This window comes from Amycolatopsis sp. YIM 10, from assembly GCF_009429145.1.
Classification (GTDB): Bacteria; Actinomycetota; Actinomycetes; order Mycobacteriales; family Pseudonocardiaceae; genus Amycolatopsis.
On record NZ_CP045480.1, the window covers coordinates 9,772,127 to 9,788,777 of the forward strand.

Here is a 16,651-nt window from a genome sequence, read left to right on the forward strand (position 1 = left end):
CTTGCGGTGGGCCGGCAACCGGCTCCGCCACCCGCACCGCCACGCAAGACACTGTCAAACAATCGTTAGGCGCTGTCCGGTAGGCGGGTCTCGATCCAGGTGAGCGCGTGGTCGACCGCGTCGTCGATGCTCGCGTGGGTGGTGTCGAACAGCTCCACCGGCGGGTCGAGCGTGGCCGCCGAGGCACGCAGCCAGTCGTTGAACTCCAGCATCTCGGCGATCCGCGGCTCGTCCCATTCACGCCAGGCCGGTCGCGCGCGCAGCCGCCGGGCCAGCGCGTCCGGTTCGGCGACAAAGGCGAGGTAGTGGATGCGGTCGAAGTAGGCGCGCTCGGGCAGCGGCTCGAACTCCGGCGGCGCCACCGTGCCGCAGAGCACCACCGGGCGCCCGCTCTGGTGGATCATCGCGGCCATCCGGAGCCAAGTGGAGCGGAACGCGCCGTGGCCGTAGCCGTCGGGTGAGTTCTCACGCAGCACGCCGGTCCAGAGCACGTCCTGCTCCAGCGCGACCACGCGGCCGCCCAGCTTCTCGGCCAGCCGGGGGCCGACGGTGGACTTACCGGCGCCGCTGGGCCCGGTGAGCGCGAACAGCGGCAATCGACGGAACGGCCAGCGGTGACCACAGCGCACGCAGGACAGTTCGGCCTTGGTGGTGACCGGGTGGTCGCCCCGGTCACCACACGCCGGACAGATTTTCAGATCTAGCACGTAGTGGTCACCATCAGGCTCGGGCACTCAGTCGAAGAGGCCTTCGAGAAAGCTCTTGCGGCGCTTGTGCCCGTGCCCGCCGTAGGCACGCGGCGAGTCGCCGTACCCGTGCCCGCCGCGGTAGCCGCGAGGCGAGTCCGAGTAACCGTGACCACCGTGTCCGCCGTACGGGCGCGGCGAGTCGCCGTGGCCGTGACGGTAGGGCTTCGGCGAGTCACCGTGGCGCGGCATGTGCCCGCCCGGTGCGTACGCCGGCGGCGCGCCCTGGCTGTAGTAGGAGCCCTCGGCCGCGACGATCTGCTCCAGCTCGCCGGCATCGAGGAAGATGCCGCGGCAGCCGGTGCACTGCTCGAGGTGGACGCCGTTCTTGTTCAGCGTCCGCAACTGGTTCTGGCACTTCGGACAAATCACGTGTCACAGCCTACGCATAACCGGGGGCGCATGGGTGAGCCTCAACACGCGCAGAGACAGAACGGGTGACCGGCCGGGTCGGCGTACACGCGGAAGCCCTTGCCCTCGCGGTCGTTGGTGTCGTCGAGCAGGCGGGCGCCGAGATGGACCGCGCGCTCGTGCGCGGCGGCCAGGTCGGTCACGGTCAGGTCGAGGTGGAACTGCTGCGGCTTCTTCGCCGACGGCCACTCCGGCGCGCGGAAGTCGGCCACCCGCTGGAACTCGATCTTGGGCCCACCCGCCGGATTGCTCAGGGTCCGCCAGTGCTCGCCGCCCTCGGCGTCGGGCCAGTCGAGGAGCTTGGCGTAGAAGGCGGACAGTTCGGGCGCGTCCGCGCAGTCGAGCACAACCGAGCCGAACGCGGGTACCTCGGCGGTCATCCTTGATCCTCTCGTTCTGGTAACCAGTGTCAAGAGTATGACGGTTACTTGACCGGGCCACAACCCGCGTGGCGCCTACACTGGTGACGTGCGCACCACCGCGGAAGCCGATGTCACGCTGGTGCTCGACTTCCTGAACACGCTGGACGTCGAAGAGAGCACCGACGAACTGGACGACGCCGGCACGTGGCGCGCCTGGGTTTCCGCGCGCGACCTGCGGCCGAGCCCGCTGGCCGAGGCCCGCTCGGCGCGGGAGTCGCTGCGCGCGCTGGTCGGCGACGCCGACGCGAGGCCCGGTGAGGTCGGCGTACCGGTGCGGATCTCGGTGACCGCGACCGGCCCGTTGCTGCTCGCGGACTCGGCGGTCGGCTCGGTCCTCGCCGCGGCGACGCGGCTTTCGCTGCTGGGGGAGTTCTCGCGGATCAAGATCTGCCCGGCGGACAACTGCCGGTGGGCGTTCTACGACCGCTCGCGGAACCGCTCGCGCTCGTGGTGCTCGATGAGCGCGTGCGGGAACCGGGAAAAGGCCCGCGCCTGGCGGCAGCGCAGTGCTCAAACATGAAAGCGCAGTGCTCAACCATGAAAGCGCAGTGCCACTTCATGAAGCAGTACTCAATCGTGAGCCGGGGCTCTACCACACCCGTTCCACCTGTGGACAACCCGGGGGATAACTTGCGATTCTGTGGATAACTCCCCCGCTGGGGGGTCACCCGGAGGAACGCCAACCGCCAACCAGGTGATGCGGAGAGTGAACCCCGCCGCCATCCGAAGGCCTCATGCCCCAAGTGAGTCCCGGCGGGACCGGAGGAAGGCGCGTTCCGTCTCGTTCGTGGTGAGCGTGATGGCTTCGTCGTAGGCGTCGCCCGCCTCCGCGGTGCGGCCAAGGCGCGCGAGCAGGTCCGCCCGGGTCGCCGGCAGCAGGTGGTATCCCGGCAGCTCCAGGTCCTCGATCGTCGCCAACGCCAGTGCCGGGCCGTGCACCTCCGCGACGGCGACCGCCCGGTTGAGCGCCACGATCGGGGTGGGCGCGTGCTCCAGCAGTTGGTCGTACAAGGCCAGCACCTGCGTCCAATCCGTGGCCGGGCCGTCCGTGTGCACGGCGTTGATCGCGGCCTGCAACTGGTACGGCCCCGGCCGGTCACGCCGCAGGCACTGCCGCACCAGCGCGTGCCCCTCGGCGATCAGCGAGCGGTTCCACAGCGACCGGTCCTGCTCCGCGAGCACCACCAGCTCACCCGATGGCCCCACCCGCGCCGGCCGCCGGGCTTCGGTGAGCAGCAGCAGCGCCAGCAGCCCGGTCACCTCCGGCTCGTCCGGCATCAGCGCCGCCAGCGCCCGCGCCAGCCGGATGGCCTCCAGGCACAGGTCCGTCCGCACCAGCTCCCCGGAAGTCGACGTGTAGCCCTCGTTGAAGACCAGGTACAACACGGTCAGCACCGGCGGAAGGCGGTCGGGCAGCTCCGCGGCCTCCGGCACCCGGTACGGGATGTTCGCGTCGCGGATCTTCTTCTTCGCCCGGACGATGCGCTGCGAGACCGTCGCCTCCGGCACCAGGTAGGCCCGCGCGATCTCCGTCACCTCCAGGCCGCCGATCAACCGCAGCGTGAGCGCGGTCTGCGCGAGCGGCGAAAGCGCCGGGTGGCAGCAGGTGAAGATCATCCGGAGCTGGTCGTCACGCACCGGTCCCACCTCCTCCGGCTCGTCGGATTGGTGCAGCAGCAGTGCCTGCGCGTGCCGGGCCTCCCTGGTGGATTCCCGGCGCAGGCGGTCGATCGCGCGGTTTCGGGCGGTGGTCACGATCCACGCGCCCGGATTGGCGGGCAGCGCGTCCTCCCACTTCTGGACGGCCACCGCGAACGCGTCCTGCACCGCCTCCTCGGCGAGCCCGATGTCACCGAGGAGGCGCGTCAGCGTGGCCACGCAGCGGCCGTACTCCGCGCGGTAGACGCCGTCGAGATCCACGCTCATTCCACGATGCCGTCGAACGGCCGCACCTCGATCGGGCGGTTGCACGCCAGCGCGCACTTGTCCGCCCAGGCCAGTGCCTGGTCGAGGTCCTCGCACTGGATCACCCAGAACCCGCCGAGCTGCTCCTTCGTCTCGGCGAACGGGCCGTCGGTCATCGTGGTCGTGCCGTTGCCCGGCCGGACCACCGTGCTGGCGTGCGACGGCCGCAGACCCCCGGCGAACAACCAGGTACCAGCGGCTTGCATCTCCTCGGTGACCTTGCTCGTCCTGGCCATCTGTTCCCGCATTTCGTCCTCGGGTTCCGGCACGGTTTCGTCGATCTGGACGGCGAGCAGGTATTGCTTCATGACGAACTCCTCAGCGAGTGGGCAGGCGGCGGGCGATGGCCGGGATGACGATCGCGGCGGCGACCACGTGCGTCAGCATCAGCAGCGCCTTCGTCGCCACCGACGCGTCCGCGAGCACATCCGGTACCAGCGACAACGCGGTGAGAGCGATAGTGCCGCGAACGAACGCCACGCGCGGGTGACGCGCCGAGCGGGCCAGCACCAACGCGAGCACCAGGCCGATCACGGAGCAGATGACGGTCAGCACGGCGAAGCCGAACGCCGGGATCGGCGTGCCCCCGACCACGAGGCTGATCCCGGCGAACTCACCCGCCGCGGCGACGGTCGCGGTGGCCGCACCGGCCACGGCCGCGGCGGTCAGGCCGCCGGTGATCAGGGATTTCGCGGGAACAGCGGTGGTGACGGACATGGTGGGCCTCCGGTGAGCGGTGACCGGCCCGTTGCCGGTCTCTCACCTTGGCTACGAACGAGCGCGCCGCCATTCGACACCCACCGGGGAGAAATCAGAAGAGCACTTGCGCGAGGGTGTAGATGAGCAGCCCGGCCAGCGCGCCGACCACGGTGCCGTTGATCCGGATGAACTGGAGGTCGCGGCCGACCTGCAGCTCGATCTTCCGCGAGGTCTCCTCGGCGTCCCAGCGCTCCACCGTGTCGGTGATGATCGTGGTGATCTCGTTCGAGTAGTTCAGCACCACGTACGCCGCCGCGCCTTCGACCCAGCCGTCCACCTTCTCGCGCAGGGAGTCGTCGGACTTCAGCTTGCCGCCCAGGCTGAGCAGGCCGTCGCGCACGCGCTTGCGCAGCTCGCTCGACGGGTCCTCGGCGGCGGTCAGCAGCATGGCCTTGGCCGTGCCCCACGCCGAGCCGATCAGCTTCTGCACCTCCTGGTGCTCGATCACCTGCTGCTTGACCTGCTCCGCGCGCTCCATCGTCTTCGGATCGGTCTGCAGGTCCTGCGCGAACTCGCCGAGGAACTTGTCCAGCGCCAGCCGCATCGGGTGGTTCACGTCGGTCTTGATCGCCCAGGCGAAGGAGAGCACCTCGCCGTAGACCTTGTCCGCGAGCATCTCGTCGACGAACTTCGGCGACCAGCTCGGCGCGCGGTCGGAGACCACCCGCAGCATCGAGGTGTGGTTGTCGCGCACCCATTCGTAGCCGCGGTCGCACAGCAGGTCGACCAGCTTGTGGTGCGCGCCGTCGGCGAACACCGAGGCCAGCAGCCTGCCCAGCGGCGGCCCCCACGGCCGGTCCAGCAGGCGGCGGGTGACCGCCTGCTCCACCACGGCCTGCACGTCGTCGTCGCGGAGCACGGTCACCGCGCCGCGCAGCACGGTCGCCAGCTCGGAGGTGACCCGGTCGGCGTTCTCCGGCTGCGAAAGCCAGCCGCCGAGCCGTTCGGAGATGCCGATCCGGCGCAGCTTGTCCCGGATCACCGCCTCGGACAGGAAGTTGCTGCCGACGAACTCACCGAGGCTCTTGCCCAGCGCGTCCTTCTTGTTCGGGATGATCGCGGTGTGCGGGATCTTGATCCCCAGCGGGTGCCGGAACAGCGCGGTCACCGCGAACCAGTCGGCCAGCGCGCCGACCATGCCAGCCTCCGCGGCCGCCCGGACGTACCCCACCCAGGCAGGCCAGCCTGCCGACTGGGCCCAGCTGGTCAGCAGGAAGATCACGAACGCGCCGCCGAGAAAGGACAGCGCGACCAGCTTCATCTTCCGCAGGCCGACGCGCTTGGCTTCCTCGCCGGCCAGTCCGCCGGGCGGGTCGGCGGGCTTCGTCAGTTGCTCCACACCGCCATTCTCCGTGAAGATTCACCCTTGTGCGCGAACCAGCTCTCGTCCCCCGTCTGCAGCCGTTCACTTCGACCATCTTCGCCGAGATGACCGCACTGGCCACGTCCACCGGGGCGGTCAACCTCGGCCAGGGCTTTCCCGACACGGACGGGCCGGCCGCGATGCTCGACGCCGCGAAGGACGCGCTGTTCGGGGGCGCGAACCAGTACCCACCGGGCCCCGGCCGCCCCGAACTGCGCAAGGCGATCTCCGCGCACCGCGCCCGCTACGGCCTCGACTACGACCCCGACGGCGAGATCCTCGTCACCGCCGGCGCCACCGAAGCTATCGCCGCCAGCCTGCTCGCGCTCACGCAGCCGGGCGACGAGGTGATCGTGATCGAGCCGTACTACGACTCGTACGCGGCCGCCGTCGCACTCGCGGGCGCCACCCGGCGGGTGGTGTCGCTGGTCGAGCGGGACGGCCGGTTCGCGCTGGACACCGAGGCCGTGCGCGCCGCGGTCACGCCGAAGACACGGGCCATCCTGGTCAACTCGCCGCACAATCCGACCGGCACCGTGTTCACCCCGGCCGAGCTGACCGCGCTCGCCGCGATCTGCGTGGACCACGACCTGATCGCGATCACCGACGAGGTCTACGAGCACTTGGTCTTCGACGACGCCGAGCACCTGCCGCTGGCGACTTTCCCCGGCATGCGCGAGCGCACGGTCGGCATCTCCAGCGCCGGGAAGACCTTCAACTGCACCGGCTGGAAGATCGGCTGGGTCTGCTCGACGCCCGAGCTGGTGGCTGCGGTGAAGGCGGCCAAGCAGTTCATCACCTTCGTCTCCGGCGGCCCGCTGCAGCCGGCGGTGGCCTACGCGCTGGAGTACGAACTGGAGTGGGTCGAGCAGTTGCGCCGGTCGCTGGCGGCCAAGCGCGACCGGCTCGCCGCCGGGCTGGCCGAAGCCGGGTTCGCCGTCCGGCCGAGCGCGGGGACCTACTTCATCTGCGCCGACGTCCGTCCGCTCGGCTTCACCGACGCCGCGGAACTGGCCTGGCAGCTGCCGGAACGGGTCGGCGTGGCCGCCGTTCCGGTCAAGGTGTTCACAGACCACCCGGACGAGTGGCGGCACGTGTTGAGGTTCGCTTTCTGTAAGCGGGACGAGGTACTCGACGAGGCGATCGTGCGACTGCACAAATTAGTCGGGTAACCCTTCTGCGGTGAGCAGCCGGCGCATCCGGTCGAAGCATCGGCGCCGCAGCGGTCCGACGCTGCCGACGGCGACGCCGAGTTCGGCCGCGAGCTGGGCGTGCGTCAGTTCGGGGCGGTCGGCGAGCAGGCGCAACAGCAGCAGGTGCCGGGCGGGCAATCGCCCGGCCAGGCCCCAGAAAACCCGTATGCGCTCGGCGTCGAGCACCCTGGCTTCCGGGGTCGGCGCCGCGTCGGGACGGTCGGGCGGCACGCAGAGCACTTCGCGGCGGCGACCGGCGAGCACCCGCAGCACGCAGCGCCGGGCAGTGGTGACCAGCCAGCCGGGCAGCCGCCTCGGTTCCCGGACCGTGCCGAGGCGCGCGGCGAGCGCGATCCAGGTGTCCTGGCCGACGTCCCACGCGTCGGCATCACCGAGCCGGTGCGCCCGCGCGACCCGCAACGCCAGCCGCACACAGGCCCGTGCGAGCAGGTCGAGCGCCCTTCGCTCGCCGGTGACCGCTCTCGGCACCACCGCCCCGAAGTCCGTTTCGGACACCGCGCACCCCTTCCGCCGGTCGATGACCTTCGGCTACTGGGACGACACGCTGCGCGATCAGGATCCGGCATTCGACGCCGGAAAGCGGATCGAGTAGTTACACTCAGCGCAACCGGGTGGCCGTTCCGACCCCCGGGTGGGCAACGGTGAGTGATCAACAACCAGCGGAGAGCCACCGGGCACGGTAGCTCTGTTCCGCCTTCCGGGGTGGATCGAACGCGATCGAAGTGAAACACTCCACTCGAATGCTAGAAAGAAGGCGAACCCGGGGGTCCGTCGCAGGTTTCGACAGTTTCCCCCGTCCCCAGCGAACCGACGATCTTCCGGGCACCCGGTCCAGGACGGTGGTGATGGCGGTGCACAGCACGACAAAAACGGAGCACCGCTCCGTCGTCCGTGCTGCCGCGCGCCGGTTCCTGGTCACGGCCGGCCTCACCGTCGCCGGCGCCGCGCTCACCTTCGCCTTCAGCTCGACCGCCTGGGCCGAGGACACCAGCGCCTCCAGCGGCACCGGACAGAGCAGCACCACCGCCGCGGTGACCGCCGAGGCAAGCGCGAGTTCCTCGAACACCGGGAACTCCACGTCGAGCGCCGAGCCCGCCGAAGCTCCGGACGCCGAGCCTTCCGGGTCCGCCGAGCCCGCCCAGTCGACCGGGAAAACCAGTACCCAGCAGGCGAAAACGCCCAAGAACACCGAGCCGGAGCCGGACTCTGCGGACACGGCGGACACCATGATGGCCACCACGGCCACCACGAACGCCGCCGAGGACGAGCCGGAGCCGGTGCAGAAGTCCAGTGGTGGCGGCCTGCTCGGCGGACTGGTGAACACCGTCGGCGGAGTGCTCAACGCGGTCACCAGCACGGTCGGCTCGGTCGGCGACGCGGTGCTCAAGCCGATCGTCGCGCCCATCGTGGCGCCGATCGACCACTGCCCCGGCGGCACGGACATCGTGGTCACCATTCCCGAGCTGGACAGCGGCTTCGACGACTGGCCCGCACCGGCCACCGGCGACGCGCGCGGCAGCAGCAGCACGGTCGCCGCGGTCACGCCGGACACCACGACCGCCACCGGCACCACCGAAGCCCCGGCCGATGAGCCGGAACCCGCCAGGGTCACCCCCACGCAGCCGACCACGGTCGTCGCGCCCGTGAAGCACCACCCCGCGCCCGCCCCCGCGGCACCCGCACCCCGGTCCGACGACGACGCGAAGGTCCGCGCCGGCGCCGGTGGTGGCGGCGGTTCCCCCGGCGGCGGCGCGCCATCGGCACCGCCCTGCGCACCCGCCGGGCACTCCGCGTCCGCCCACCCGGGTCAGGACAACAACGGCGGCCGTGGCCACTTCGGTGTGCTGCCCTCGTCGGACAGCACCACCCAGCTCCGGCTGATCGGCACCAGCCGCGATCACGCGGCCGACGGTGCGGGCAGGGATGCCGCCCTGCCGACCACCTCTCCCGACTGACCCCACCCGGTCCCGCGGGGAGAACTGCGTTCAGTTCAAGATCAACTTCTTCCCCGTTGCGCTGTTCGGAGTCTTTGTTCCTGCGCCATTTACCGGGGTGCTCGTTGTTCCATTCGCCCACCATGCTTCCCGTTCGGCCGACCGCGCCCGGCCGTTTCGGGACCTGGCCCCGGCGTCGCATTGCCCCTGCGACGCCGGGGCCCGCACCGGGCTCATACCGGGCGCCGCTGCTCACCGCGCCGAGCAGCGGCAACCACCCGGTACGAGCCTGAGGCCGCGCGCTTCCCGGCACGTCGAGGGGCTGTGCCGGGAAGCTGCGGCGGCCGTGCGGCCGGTGCGCTGGATTCCATCGCCGTTTCACCTCCCTGGAAGCGACGGACCAAATCCAGCGCACCGGCCGCATCGTGTTTTCCGGGCCGGTTCAGGCCACCGGCACGTCCAAACCGGACCGGTCGCACCCGCGGACCGCGGCCGCCGCGGTGCTCAGCCGCCGCACGGCGTCGTGGATCTGCTCGGCGGGCAGCGCGAACGGCAACCGCAACCGCCGTTCGAGCCCGCCGTGCACGCCGAACCGCGACCCTGGCGCGATCTGCAGCCCGTGGTTCGCCGCGGTGACCGCCAGCCGGGTGCTCATCGGTTCGGGGAGCTTGCACCAGACCGACAATCCACCGGCAGGCACGCGGAACTCCCAGTCCGGGCAGTACCAGCGCAGTGCGCCGACCAGCGCGTCCCGCCGGTCCCGCAGTTCACCGCGACGCTCGGCCAGCCGCGGTCGCGGGTCGGCGAGCAGTTCCGCGAAGACCAGCTGCTCCAGCACCGGTGAGCCGAGGTCGACCGCGTACCGGGCCGACCGCAGCCGCCCGAGCAGTTCCTCCGGGGCCCGCATCCAGCCGATCCGCAGGCCGCCCCAGTGCGATTTGGACGCCGAGCCGATGGTGATCGTCCAGTCCGGCGCGAACTTGCCCAGTGGGGGCGGGCCGTCGAGCGGATCTCCCTCGAGATCCAGCTCCACCAGCGTTTCGTCGACCACGGCCGGCGTGCGGGCGCGGGTGAGCAGCGAGCCGAGCCGTTCGCGCCCGGCCGCGTCGAGCCGGTGCCCGGTCGGGTTGTGGAAGTCGACGACCAGATAGGCCAGCCGGGGTGACGCCTGGCGCAGCACCGCCTCGATGCCGTCGAGGTCCCAGCCGCCGTCGCCGAGCGCGACCGGGACCGCGGTGGCGTGCACCCCGCGGATCGCCTCCAGCGCGTTCGGATAGGTCGGCTGCTCGACCAGCACCCGGTCACCGGGTCCGGCGAGCATGCGCAGGGCCAGCACAAACGCGTGGTGCGCGCCGTTGGTGATCATCACCTCGTCCGGCGTGGTCGGCAGGCCGCGTGCGGTGAACCGCGCCGCGATGCGTTCCCGCAGCAACGGCAGACCCTGGTCGAAGTAGCCGTGCTCGGGCAGTTCCGCGGCGAGCAGGTTCCTGGCCGAATCCACCGCGGGAATGAGCCCGGCGACCGCGGGCGGTGCAGCACGCGCGAAGTCGATCAGACCGCGGCCGGACGGTTCGGCGTCCGGCAATGCCTTGCGCGGTGAGGTGATCCACGAACCGGAGCCGCGCCTGCTGGCCACCACGCCGTCCGCGCGCAGCCGGTCCAGCGCGGCGCCGACCATGGTCCGGCTCGCCCCGAGCGCCTCGGCCAGCTCGCGCTCGGCAGGCAGCCGGGTGCCCAGCGGGAGCTGGCCGTCGAACACCTGCAGCTCGATGGCCGCGGCCAGATCGGCGGCGCCCTGACGCGAGCCACTTTTGCGCCAGACGCCCAGCATGGCGGCCAGTCGACTGCCGGATACCCGTCCACCTGGTGGGAGCACATCGTTCACCAGGCCAATTATTGCCAATTGGTCATGGTAAATCGAGCCAATCTTTCCGATAGTGGGACATGTGGCCCAGTTGGAACTTCACCCCGTCAAGGCGACCGTCGACCCCGCACGCCGCTTCACGCAGCTGATCGGCGGGCTCGCGCTCTACGGCGCGAGCATGGCCATGCTGACTCGAGCCGGCCTCGGGCTGGACCCGTGGGACGTGCTGCACGAGGGCGTGATGAAGCAGGTCGGCCTGTCGTTCGGCACGGTCACCGGGCTCGCGTCGCTGGTCGTGCTCCTGCTGTGGATCCCGCTGCGCCAGCGGCCCGGCATCGGCACCGTGGCCAACGTGCTGATCATCTCGGTCACCGTGGACGCGGTCCGGCTGGTGCTGCCCGATCAGCACACCCTGTTCTGGCAGGTGGTGCTGCTGGTCGGCGGCGTGGTGCTGAACGCACTCGCCACCGCCACCTACGTCGGCGCCCGCCTCGGCCCCGGCCCGCGCGACGGGCTGATGACCGGACTGGCCGCCCGCACCGGCTGGTCGGTCCGCCTGGTGCGGACGCTGATCGAGATCGTCGTGCTGGCGGGCGGCTGGCTGCTCGGCGGCACCGTCGGCCTGGGCACCGTGCTCTACGCGATCTCGATCGGCCCGCTCACCCAGTGGATGCTCGGGTACGTGGCCTGGCGGCCGCGGTCACGCGGTACGACGGCGGGATAGCGCCAGCCGCACGCTCGCGCTGGTGATGCCGTACGCGGCGAGCTGGTCGGCGGCGAGGCCGGGCTGCGTGGCCAGCGCGAGCAGGAGGTGCTCGCTGCCGATGTGGCGATCGCCCAGTTCGACCGCCTCGCGCAGGCTTCGCTCCAATGTGGACTTCGCCGCCCGGCTGAACGGCAGGTGCTTGAACCGGCGGCGTGGGCGCGGGCCACGACCGGCGAGCGCGTACTCACCGTGCGAGCGCTCCACCGCGTCGACGATCTTGAACACGTCGATCCCCAGTTGCTCCAGCGCTTCGGTGTCGGCGTCGCTGAGCCCGCCACGCCGGCGGATCTCCGCGAACTGCGCGGTCAGCCCGGCCTGGTCTGGCAGGCACTCGTCGAGCAGTTCCGCGATCGGGCCGTCGGCGTTGCCGCGCAAGGCGATCAGCAGGTGCTCGGGCCCGATCTCACCGGTTCCCGACTCGCGCGCCGCCTCCTGCGCGCTGACCACGGTCAGCCGCGCCCCGGCGGTGAATCGCTCGAACATCTCAGCTCCTCCCGTACTTCTTGTGCACGGCCTGGCGGGTCACGCCCAGCTCACCGGCGATCTCCTGCCACGACCAGCCGCGCACCCGCGCACTGCGCACCTGCACCGCTTCCAGTTGTTCCAGCAGTCGGCGGAGCGCCGCGACCGCGCGCAATCCCACCCGGGGATCGCGGTCGCCCGCCCGCTCGGCCAGATCCGTCGCTTCCGTCATGATGTCAATGTAGGTTGACAACCCGGTGCTGTCAACCATTGTTGACGGCTATCGTCTCGGCATGCCCGTGATCGAGGTCGCCGAGCAGGCAGGCGTCGGGGCGGACGGGTGTCCGCGCCCGAGCGAGGACTACCTGCTGGTACTGGACAACGCGGTGGTGCTGCTGGACGGCGCCACCGCCCCGAGCCCGGACCTGCCCAGTGGCGGCTGGTACGCCGGACTGCTCTCGGCCCGGCTCGCGGACGGCCTGCGTGCCGCGCCCGAAGCCGATCTCGCCGCCGTGCTCGCCGCGTCGATCACCGCCGTGGCCGAGGAAAACGGTCTGCGCCCCGGTGCCTCACCGTCGAGCACGGTGGCCATCGTGCGCTGGACCGCGGACCGGCTCGACGGACTGGTGCTCGCGGACAGCCCGATCGTGGTGTTCGGCCGGTCCGGCCCGCAGCTGCTCGCCGACGACCGCATCGCTTCCCTGCGCGGCAACGGCAAACTCCAGACCGGCCACGACGTCCGGTTGCGACGCAACGCCGAGGGCGGGTTCTGGGTCGCCGAAGCCGATCCCATCGCGGCGGGCAGGGCGTTCACCGCGAGCTGGCCCCTTCCCGTGGTGGAAACCGTGCTGATGGCCACCGACGGCGTCTCCACCGGCGTCGACGACTACCACCTCTTCGACTGGCCACAGGTCCGCGCGCTCGTGCGGGACCGCGGGGCGCACGCGGTGCTCAAAGCGGTCCGCGAAGCCGAGGAGGGCGACCCGGATCGGATCCGGTGGCCAAGGCCGAAGCGGCACGACGACCAGGCGCTGGCGGTGCTCGACTTCCGGTAGGCGGTAGTCAATTCGGGGGATATCAGGGACTTACCCGGATCTCACGGACCCCGGAAAGCGGGACTATTTCCGCATGGGGAATCCAGGGGCGAGAAAACTCGCCGCACCCGCGATCACCGCGGCCAGGGCGAGGCGCTGGGTGGTCATCGCGAGTGCGGCGATCGGGTGGGCGTTGTTCACCCTGATCATTTTGCACACGGTCAGCGCCAGAAATCCGGTGACGGACACGCTGAGCAGTTATGCGCATTCGGAGCGCGGCGGCGGAATGCTGGAAGCCTCGCTGCTTTCCCTCGCGGTCGGCACGGTCGCTGTGCTCGGTGCCCTGCGCGCCACCGGAATGCGACTGGGGCTGACCACCCACATCCTGTTCGGGGCGACCGCGCTCGGGCTCAGCCTGGCCGCCTTCTTCCCGGCCACGCTGGATTCCGGCGGCGATGTCGCCTCCGGCGTGGTGCACCAATACGCGAGTCTGATCGCGTTTCTGTGTCTTCCCGGTATCGGAATGTCTTTGCGAGAACGAGTGGAACTCGAGCACACCCGGATTCTGCTCAACCGGATCTGCGTGGTCTACGCCGCCGGACTGGTCCTGTTCGGTCTCAGTTACATCACCAGGGATTTGGCGGGACTGGAGTGGATCAACACGCTGGTGCCGGTCGGTTTCGCCCAGCGGATCTCCTTCGGCACCGGTTTCGCCCTGCTCGGCGCGCTCGCGCTCGCCGCTTCCCGGTCGGCGAAATCGATCAACTGAACGCGGTGAGGGCTTCCGGGCCGTAGCCGAAAACACCCGGTAGGCCACCGGTGTGCCAGAACACCACGGGCCCTTCTTCCGGCCGCGGTTCGGCGATCAGCGCCGCCGCGGCCTTGCCCGTGTAGACCGGATCGAGCACCACGCCTTCGGTCCGCCCGAACAGGCGCAGCGCCTCCCACACTTCCTCCGTCGGCACGCCGTAACCGGGGCCGAGCGTGCGATCGGTGATCCGCACGTGGTCGAGTTCCGGCGGTTCGATGCCGAGGTGCTTCGCGCCGTCGGCGACCAGCGTGGTCAGGGTTTCCCCTGACTCGGCCGCGTCGTGCCCGACGCACGCGACGTCCAGCCTGCCGCCCCAGCCGAGCGCGAGCCCGGCCGCGGTGCCCCCACTGCCTTGTGCCACCAGGATTCGCGCGGGCCCGGTGAGCTGCCGCCGGATCTCCTCGGCGGCCGCGACGTACCCCAGCAGGCCGACCGCGTCCGAACCGCCGACCGGCAGCGTCGCCACCTTCCGGCCGTCGGCCGCGGCTTCCGCGACGAGCCGGTCGTAGGTGGCGCCGGTTTCTTCGGCGTCGGCGCAGCGATGCACGTTCGCACCGAAGAGGTGGTCGAGAATGATGTTTCCGGAACGCTCGTAGGCTTCGCCGTCACGCGGCACCTTCGCGGTCAGCACCAGCTCGCAGCGCAACCCGAGCTTCGCGCACGCGGCGGCGGTCTGGCGCCCGTGGTTGGTCTGGAGCGCGCCGAAGGTGATCACCGTGTCGGCGCCGTCGGCCAGCGCCTGGCCGAGCGAGAACTCCAGCTTCCGCAGCTTGTTGCCGCCGACGCCGAGCCCGTTCACGTCGTCCCGTTTGAGCAGCACGGTGGTGCCGAGCGCTTCGCTCAACCGGGGCGCCTCCTCCAGCGGGGTCGGCCAGGTACCGAGGCGAACGCGGGGGAACCGATCGAGCGTCATGGCTGCCAGCATGCCAGACGACTGGTATCGTTCGTTCGAACGAACGAGGAGGTCGCGATGACCGGCACGCTCACGTTCCCCGGCTTGCTGGAACAGGCCGCCCGCCTCGCCGCGGGCGAGGTGACTTCGGTCGAACTGACCGAGACAGCGCTCAAGCGCATCGAAGCCGCACAGCCGAGGCTCAACGCGTTCCGGCGGCTGCGCACCGAGGACGCGCTGGCCGACGCCGCCCGCGCCGACGCGTTGCTCGCCGAGGGCAACCGCGCCCCGCTGCTCGGCGTGCCGCTGGCGATCAAGGACGACGTCGACATCGCCGGCCTGCCGACCGCGTTCGGCTGTTGCGGTGAGTTCCCGTTGGCACGCGCCGATTCCGCCGTGGTGCGCAACCTCCGTGACGCCGGTGCGGTGATCGTCGGCAAGACGAACACGCCGGAGCTGGGCCAATGGCCGTTCACCGAAGGCCCGGAGTTCGGCGCCACCCGCAATCCGTGGCATCCCGAGCACACCCCCGGCGGCTCGTCGGGCGGCTCGGCCGCGGCGGTCGCCGCCGGGCTGGTGCCCGCGGCGCTCGGCTCGGACGGTGCCGGCTCGATCCGCATCCCGTCGGCGTGGACGAACCTGGTCGGCATCAAGCCGCATCGCGGCCGCGTGCCGACCGCACCGGATCCCGAGCTGTTCCACGGGCTGACCGTGATCGGGCCGCTGGCCAGGACGGTCGCCGACGCGGCCGCCCTGCTCGACGCGGCGAGCGGCACCACCAGCGTGTTCCGCACCGCCGCCGAGCGCGAACCCGGCAAGCTGCGGATCGGCCTGTCCACCCGGATCGCGTTCACCGCCACTCGGACGCGGCTCGATCCCGAAGTGCGCCGGGCGGTCGAGCGGCTGGCGGAGTCGCTGGCCGGGCTGGGGCACGAGATCGTCGAGATCGAGCCGAACTACGGTTTGGTCGGGCTGAACTTCCTGCCGCGCTCGCTGACCGGGGTGCGCGACTGGTGCCGCCGGGTGCCCGACGACGCGCTGCTCGACCCGCGCACCAGGGCCAACGCACGCCACGGCACCGCGCTGGCCGGTCCCGCGCTGCGCTTGGCGAAGGCCACGGAACCGCTGCTGCGCCTGCAGATCGGCGCGGTGTTCCGCAAGGTCGACGTGTTGCTGACGCCGACGACGGCCACCCCGCCGCCCCGGATCGGCAGCTTCGACGGCCTGTCCGGCTGGGCCACCGACCAGGCGATGATCGCGGCCTGCCCGTACGCGTGGCCGTGGAACGTGCTGGGCTGGCCGGGCGTGAACGTCCCGGCGGGCCTGACCGGGTCCGGCCTGCCGCTCGGCGCCCAGTTGCTCGGTCCCGGCGAGTCGGAGCAGCTGCTGATCTCGCTGGCCGCGCAGCTGGAATCGGTGGAGCGCTGGCAGGACCGGCGGCCGCCGGAATGAGCGCGCGCGAGTCCATCCTGCGCGCCGCGTTGAAAGTGGTCGGGGAGCAGGGCGTGGCCGGGCTGACCAACCGCCGGATCGTCGCCGAGGCCGGGGTTTCGCTCGGCTCGCTGACCTACCACTTCCCGAGCCAGACCGAACTGCTGCGCCAGGCCATGCTGCTCTTCGCTTCGGAAGAGGCCAAAAAGCTCAGCGAACTCGCCGAAACCCACCGCACGGACGGGATTTCGGTGGAGCAGGCGGCGGTGGCGGTGGAGCACGTGCTGGAGCAGATGACCTTCACCACCGACGACATCGCGCCGCTGGAGCTGTACCTACAGGCGGGCCGCGACCCGGAACTGCGCGACGCCACGCAACGCTGCTTCGCCGCGTACGACGAGCTGGCCACCACCGTTCTCGCCGCACTCGGCGTGCCCGACCCGCAACGGCTGGCCGGTCCGGTGGTGGCGCTGATCGCAGGCCTGCAACTGCGGCGCCTGGCCACCGGCGAGGCCCCGGCGACCCCGGCGTCCACCGCGCTGACCATGTTGATCCACGGTTCCGGCGCTTAGGCTGG

Annotated in this window: 20 protein-coding genes; 8 read left to right on the forward strand and 12 right to left on the reverse strand. The window is 71.0% G+C overall.

The genetic code is table 11. The annotated features are described in order from the left end of the window. Positions 1-65: 65 nt before the first annotated feature. Genes YIM_RS45395 through YIM_RS45405 form a run of 3 tightly spaced genes read right to left on the reverse strand, consistent with a single transcriptional unit; the run spans position 66 to position 1,537 of the window. Positions 66-707, reverse strand: coding sequence for an AAA family ATPase (locus YIM_RS45395; RefSeq protein WP_153036216.1), 642 nt, complete (start codon positions 705-707; stop codon positions 66-68). Positions 708-734: 27 nt separating this feature from the next. Further along, positions 735-1,118 carry a zf-TFIIB domain-containing protein gene (locus YIM_RS45400; protein WP_153036217.1) on the reverse strand — a complete coding sequence of 128 codons (384 nt, stop codon included), beginning with the start codon at positions 1,116-1,118 and terminating at the stop codon, positions 735-737. A 41-nt stretch (positions 1,119-1,159) separates the two neighbouring features. Next, positions 1,160-1,537 (reverse strand): VOC family protein, encoded by a 378-nt coding sequence (locus YIM_RS45405; protein ID WP_153036218.1) that lies wholly within the window; start codon positions 1,535-1,537, stop codon positions 1,160-1,162. Between the two features lie 88 nt (positions 1,538-1,625). On the opposite strand from YIM_RS45405, the gene YIM_RS45410 reads away from it, so the two are divergent. Beyond that, positions 1,626-2,099: a CGNR zinc finger domain-containing protein gene (locus YIM_RS45410; RefSeq protein ID WP_153036219.1), complete on the forward strand. Its 474-nt coding sequence runs from the start codon at positions 1,626-1,628 to the stop codon at positions 2,097-2,099. Between the two features lie 212 nt (positions 2,100-2,311). Here YIM_RS45410 and YIM_RS45415 read toward each other — a convergent pair whose 3' ends face one another. From YIM_RS45415 to YIM_RS45430, 4 genes are all read right to left on the reverse strand, one after another. After that, positions 2,312-3,505, reverse strand: a complete 1,194-nt coding sequence (locus YIM_RS45415) for an RNA polymerase sigma factor (RefSeq protein ID WP_228004414.1) — start codon at positions 3,503-3,505, stop codon at positions 2,312-2,314. After that, positions 3,502-3,852 (reverse strand): YciI family protein, encoded by a 351-nt coding sequence (locus tag YIM_RS45420; protein ID WP_153036220.1) that lies wholly within the window; start codon positions 3,850-3,852, stop codon positions 3,502-3,504. Before YIM_RS45420 ends, YIM_RS45415 begins: the two co-directional genes overlap by 4 nt. 10 nt (positions 3,853-3,862) lie before the next feature. Continuing rightward, positions 3,863-4,261, reverse strand: a complete 399-nt coding sequence (locus YIM_RS45425) for a DUF6069 family protein (protein ID WP_153036221.1) — start codon at positions 4,259-4,261, stop codon at positions 3,863-3,865. A 94-nt stretch (positions 4,262-4,355) separates the two neighbouring features. Beyond that, positions 4,356-5,642, reverse strand: coding sequence for a DUF445 domain-containing protein (locus YIM_RS45430; RefSeq protein WP_153036222.1), 1,287 nt, complete (start codon positions 5,640-5,642; stop codon positions 4,356-4,358). A gap of 29 nt (positions 5,643-5,671) precedes the next feature. On the opposite strand from YIM_RS45430, the gene YIM_RS45435 reads away from it, so the two are divergent. After that, positions 5,672-6,838, forward strand: coding sequence for a pyridoxal phosphate-dependent aminotransferase (locus YIM_RS45435; protein ID WP_153036223.1), 1,167 nt, complete (start codon positions 5,672-5,674; stop codon positions 6,836-6,838). Here YIM_RS45435 and YIM_RS45440 read toward each other — a convergent pair. Next, on the reverse strand, positions 6,827-7,375 hold the full coding sequence (locus tag YIM_RS45440) for an RNA polymerase sigma factor (RefSeq protein WP_228004415.1): 549 nt from the start codon (positions 7,373-7,375) through the stop codon (positions 6,827-6,829). The genes YIM_RS45435 and YIM_RS45440 overlap by 12 nt on opposite strands. A gap of 350 nt (positions 7,376-7,725) precedes the next feature. Here YIM_RS45440 and YIM_RS45445 point away from each other — a divergent pair, with 350 nt between their 5' ends. Continuing rightward, complete coding sequence (locus YIM_RS45445; protein WP_153036224.1) at positions 7,726-8,835, forward strand: hypothetical protein; 1,110 nt, start codon at positions 7,726-7,728, stop codon at positions 8,833-8,835. Positions 8,836-9,256: 421 nt separating this feature from the next. Here the strand turns inward: YIM_RS45445 and YIM_RS45450 are convergent, their stop codons facing one another. Further along, the gene (locus tag YIM_RS45450) at positions 9,257-10,645 is read right to left on the reverse strand and encodes a PLP-dependent aminotransferase family protein (protein WP_194240386.1); all 1,389 of its coding nucleotides are present in this window, start codon (positions 10,643-10,645) and stop codon (positions 9,257-9,259) included. 115 nt (positions 10,646-10,760) lie between these two features. Here YIM_RS45450 and YIM_RS45455 point away from each other — a divergent pair, with 115 nt between their 5' ends. Next, a complete protein-coding gene (locus YIM_RS45455; protein WP_153036225.1) occupies positions 10,761-11,402 on the forward strand; it encodes a YitT family protein in 642 nt (213 codons plus the stop codon). On the opposite strand, the gene YIM_RS45460 is transcribed toward YIM_RS45455, so the two are convergent. Together YIM_RS45460 and YIM_RS45465 are read right to left on the reverse strand one after the other, a co-directional pair. Continuing rightward, the gene (locus tag YIM_RS45460; RefSeq protein ID WP_153036226.1) at positions 11,379-11,927 is read right to left on the reverse strand and encodes a Clp protease N-terminal domain-containing protein; all 549 of its coding nucleotides are present in this window, start codon (positions 11,925-11,927) and stop codon (positions 11,379-11,381) included. The genes YIM_RS45455 and YIM_RS45460 overlap by 24 nt on opposite strands. A 1-nt stretch (position 11,928) precedes the next feature. Further along, positions 11,929-12,138, reverse strand: a complete 210-nt coding sequence (locus YIM_RS45465; protein ID WP_153036227.1) for a helix-turn-helix domain-containing protein — start codon at positions 12,136-12,138, stop codon at positions 11,929-11,931. A 61-nt stretch (positions 12,139-12,199) separates the two neighbouring features. Here YIM_RS45465 and YIM_RS45470 point away from each other — a divergent pair, with 61 nt between their 5' ends. Both YIM_RS45470 and YIM_RS45475 read left to right on the forward strand, forming a co-directional pair. Next, positions 12,200-12,961 (forward strand): hypothetical protein, encoded by a 762-nt coding sequence (locus tag YIM_RS45470; RefSeq protein WP_153036228.1) that lies wholly within the window; start codon positions 12,200-12,202, stop codon positions 12,959-12,961. A 73-nt stretch (positions 12,962-13,034) separates the two neighbouring features. After that, positions 13,035-13,709: a DUF998 domain-containing protein gene (locus tag YIM_RS45475; RefSeq protein ID WP_153036229.1), complete on the forward strand. Its 675-nt coding sequence runs from the start codon at positions 13,035-13,037 to the stop codon at positions 13,707-13,709. On the opposite strand, the gene YIM_RS45480 is transcribed toward YIM_RS45475, so the two are convergent. Further along, entirely contained in the window at positions 13,702-14,664 is a 963-nt protein-coding gene (locus YIM_RS45480) for a D-cysteine desulfhydrase family protein (RefSeq protein WP_153036230.1), read from the reverse strand. The two genes, YIM_RS45475 and YIM_RS45480, sit on opposite strands and share 8 nt — an antisense overlap. Before the next feature lie 57 nt (positions 14,665-14,721). Here YIM_RS45480 and YIM_RS45485 point away from each other — a divergent pair, with 57 nt between their 5' ends. Beyond that, positions 14,722-16,095 carry an amidase gene (locus YIM_RS45485; RefSeq protein ID WP_153036231.1) on the forward strand — a complete coding sequence of 458 codons (1,374 nt, stop codon included), beginning with the start codon at positions 14,722-14,724 and terminating at the stop codon, positions 16,093-16,095. Then, complete coding sequence (locus YIM_RS45490; protein ID WP_153036232.1) at positions 16,092-16,646, forward strand: TetR/AcrR family transcriptional regulator; 555 nt, start codon at positions 16,092-16,094, stop codon at positions 16,644-16,646. Before YIM_RS45485 ends, YIM_RS45490 begins: the two co-directional genes overlap by 4 nt. Positions 16,647-16,651 lie beyond the last annotated feature (5 nt).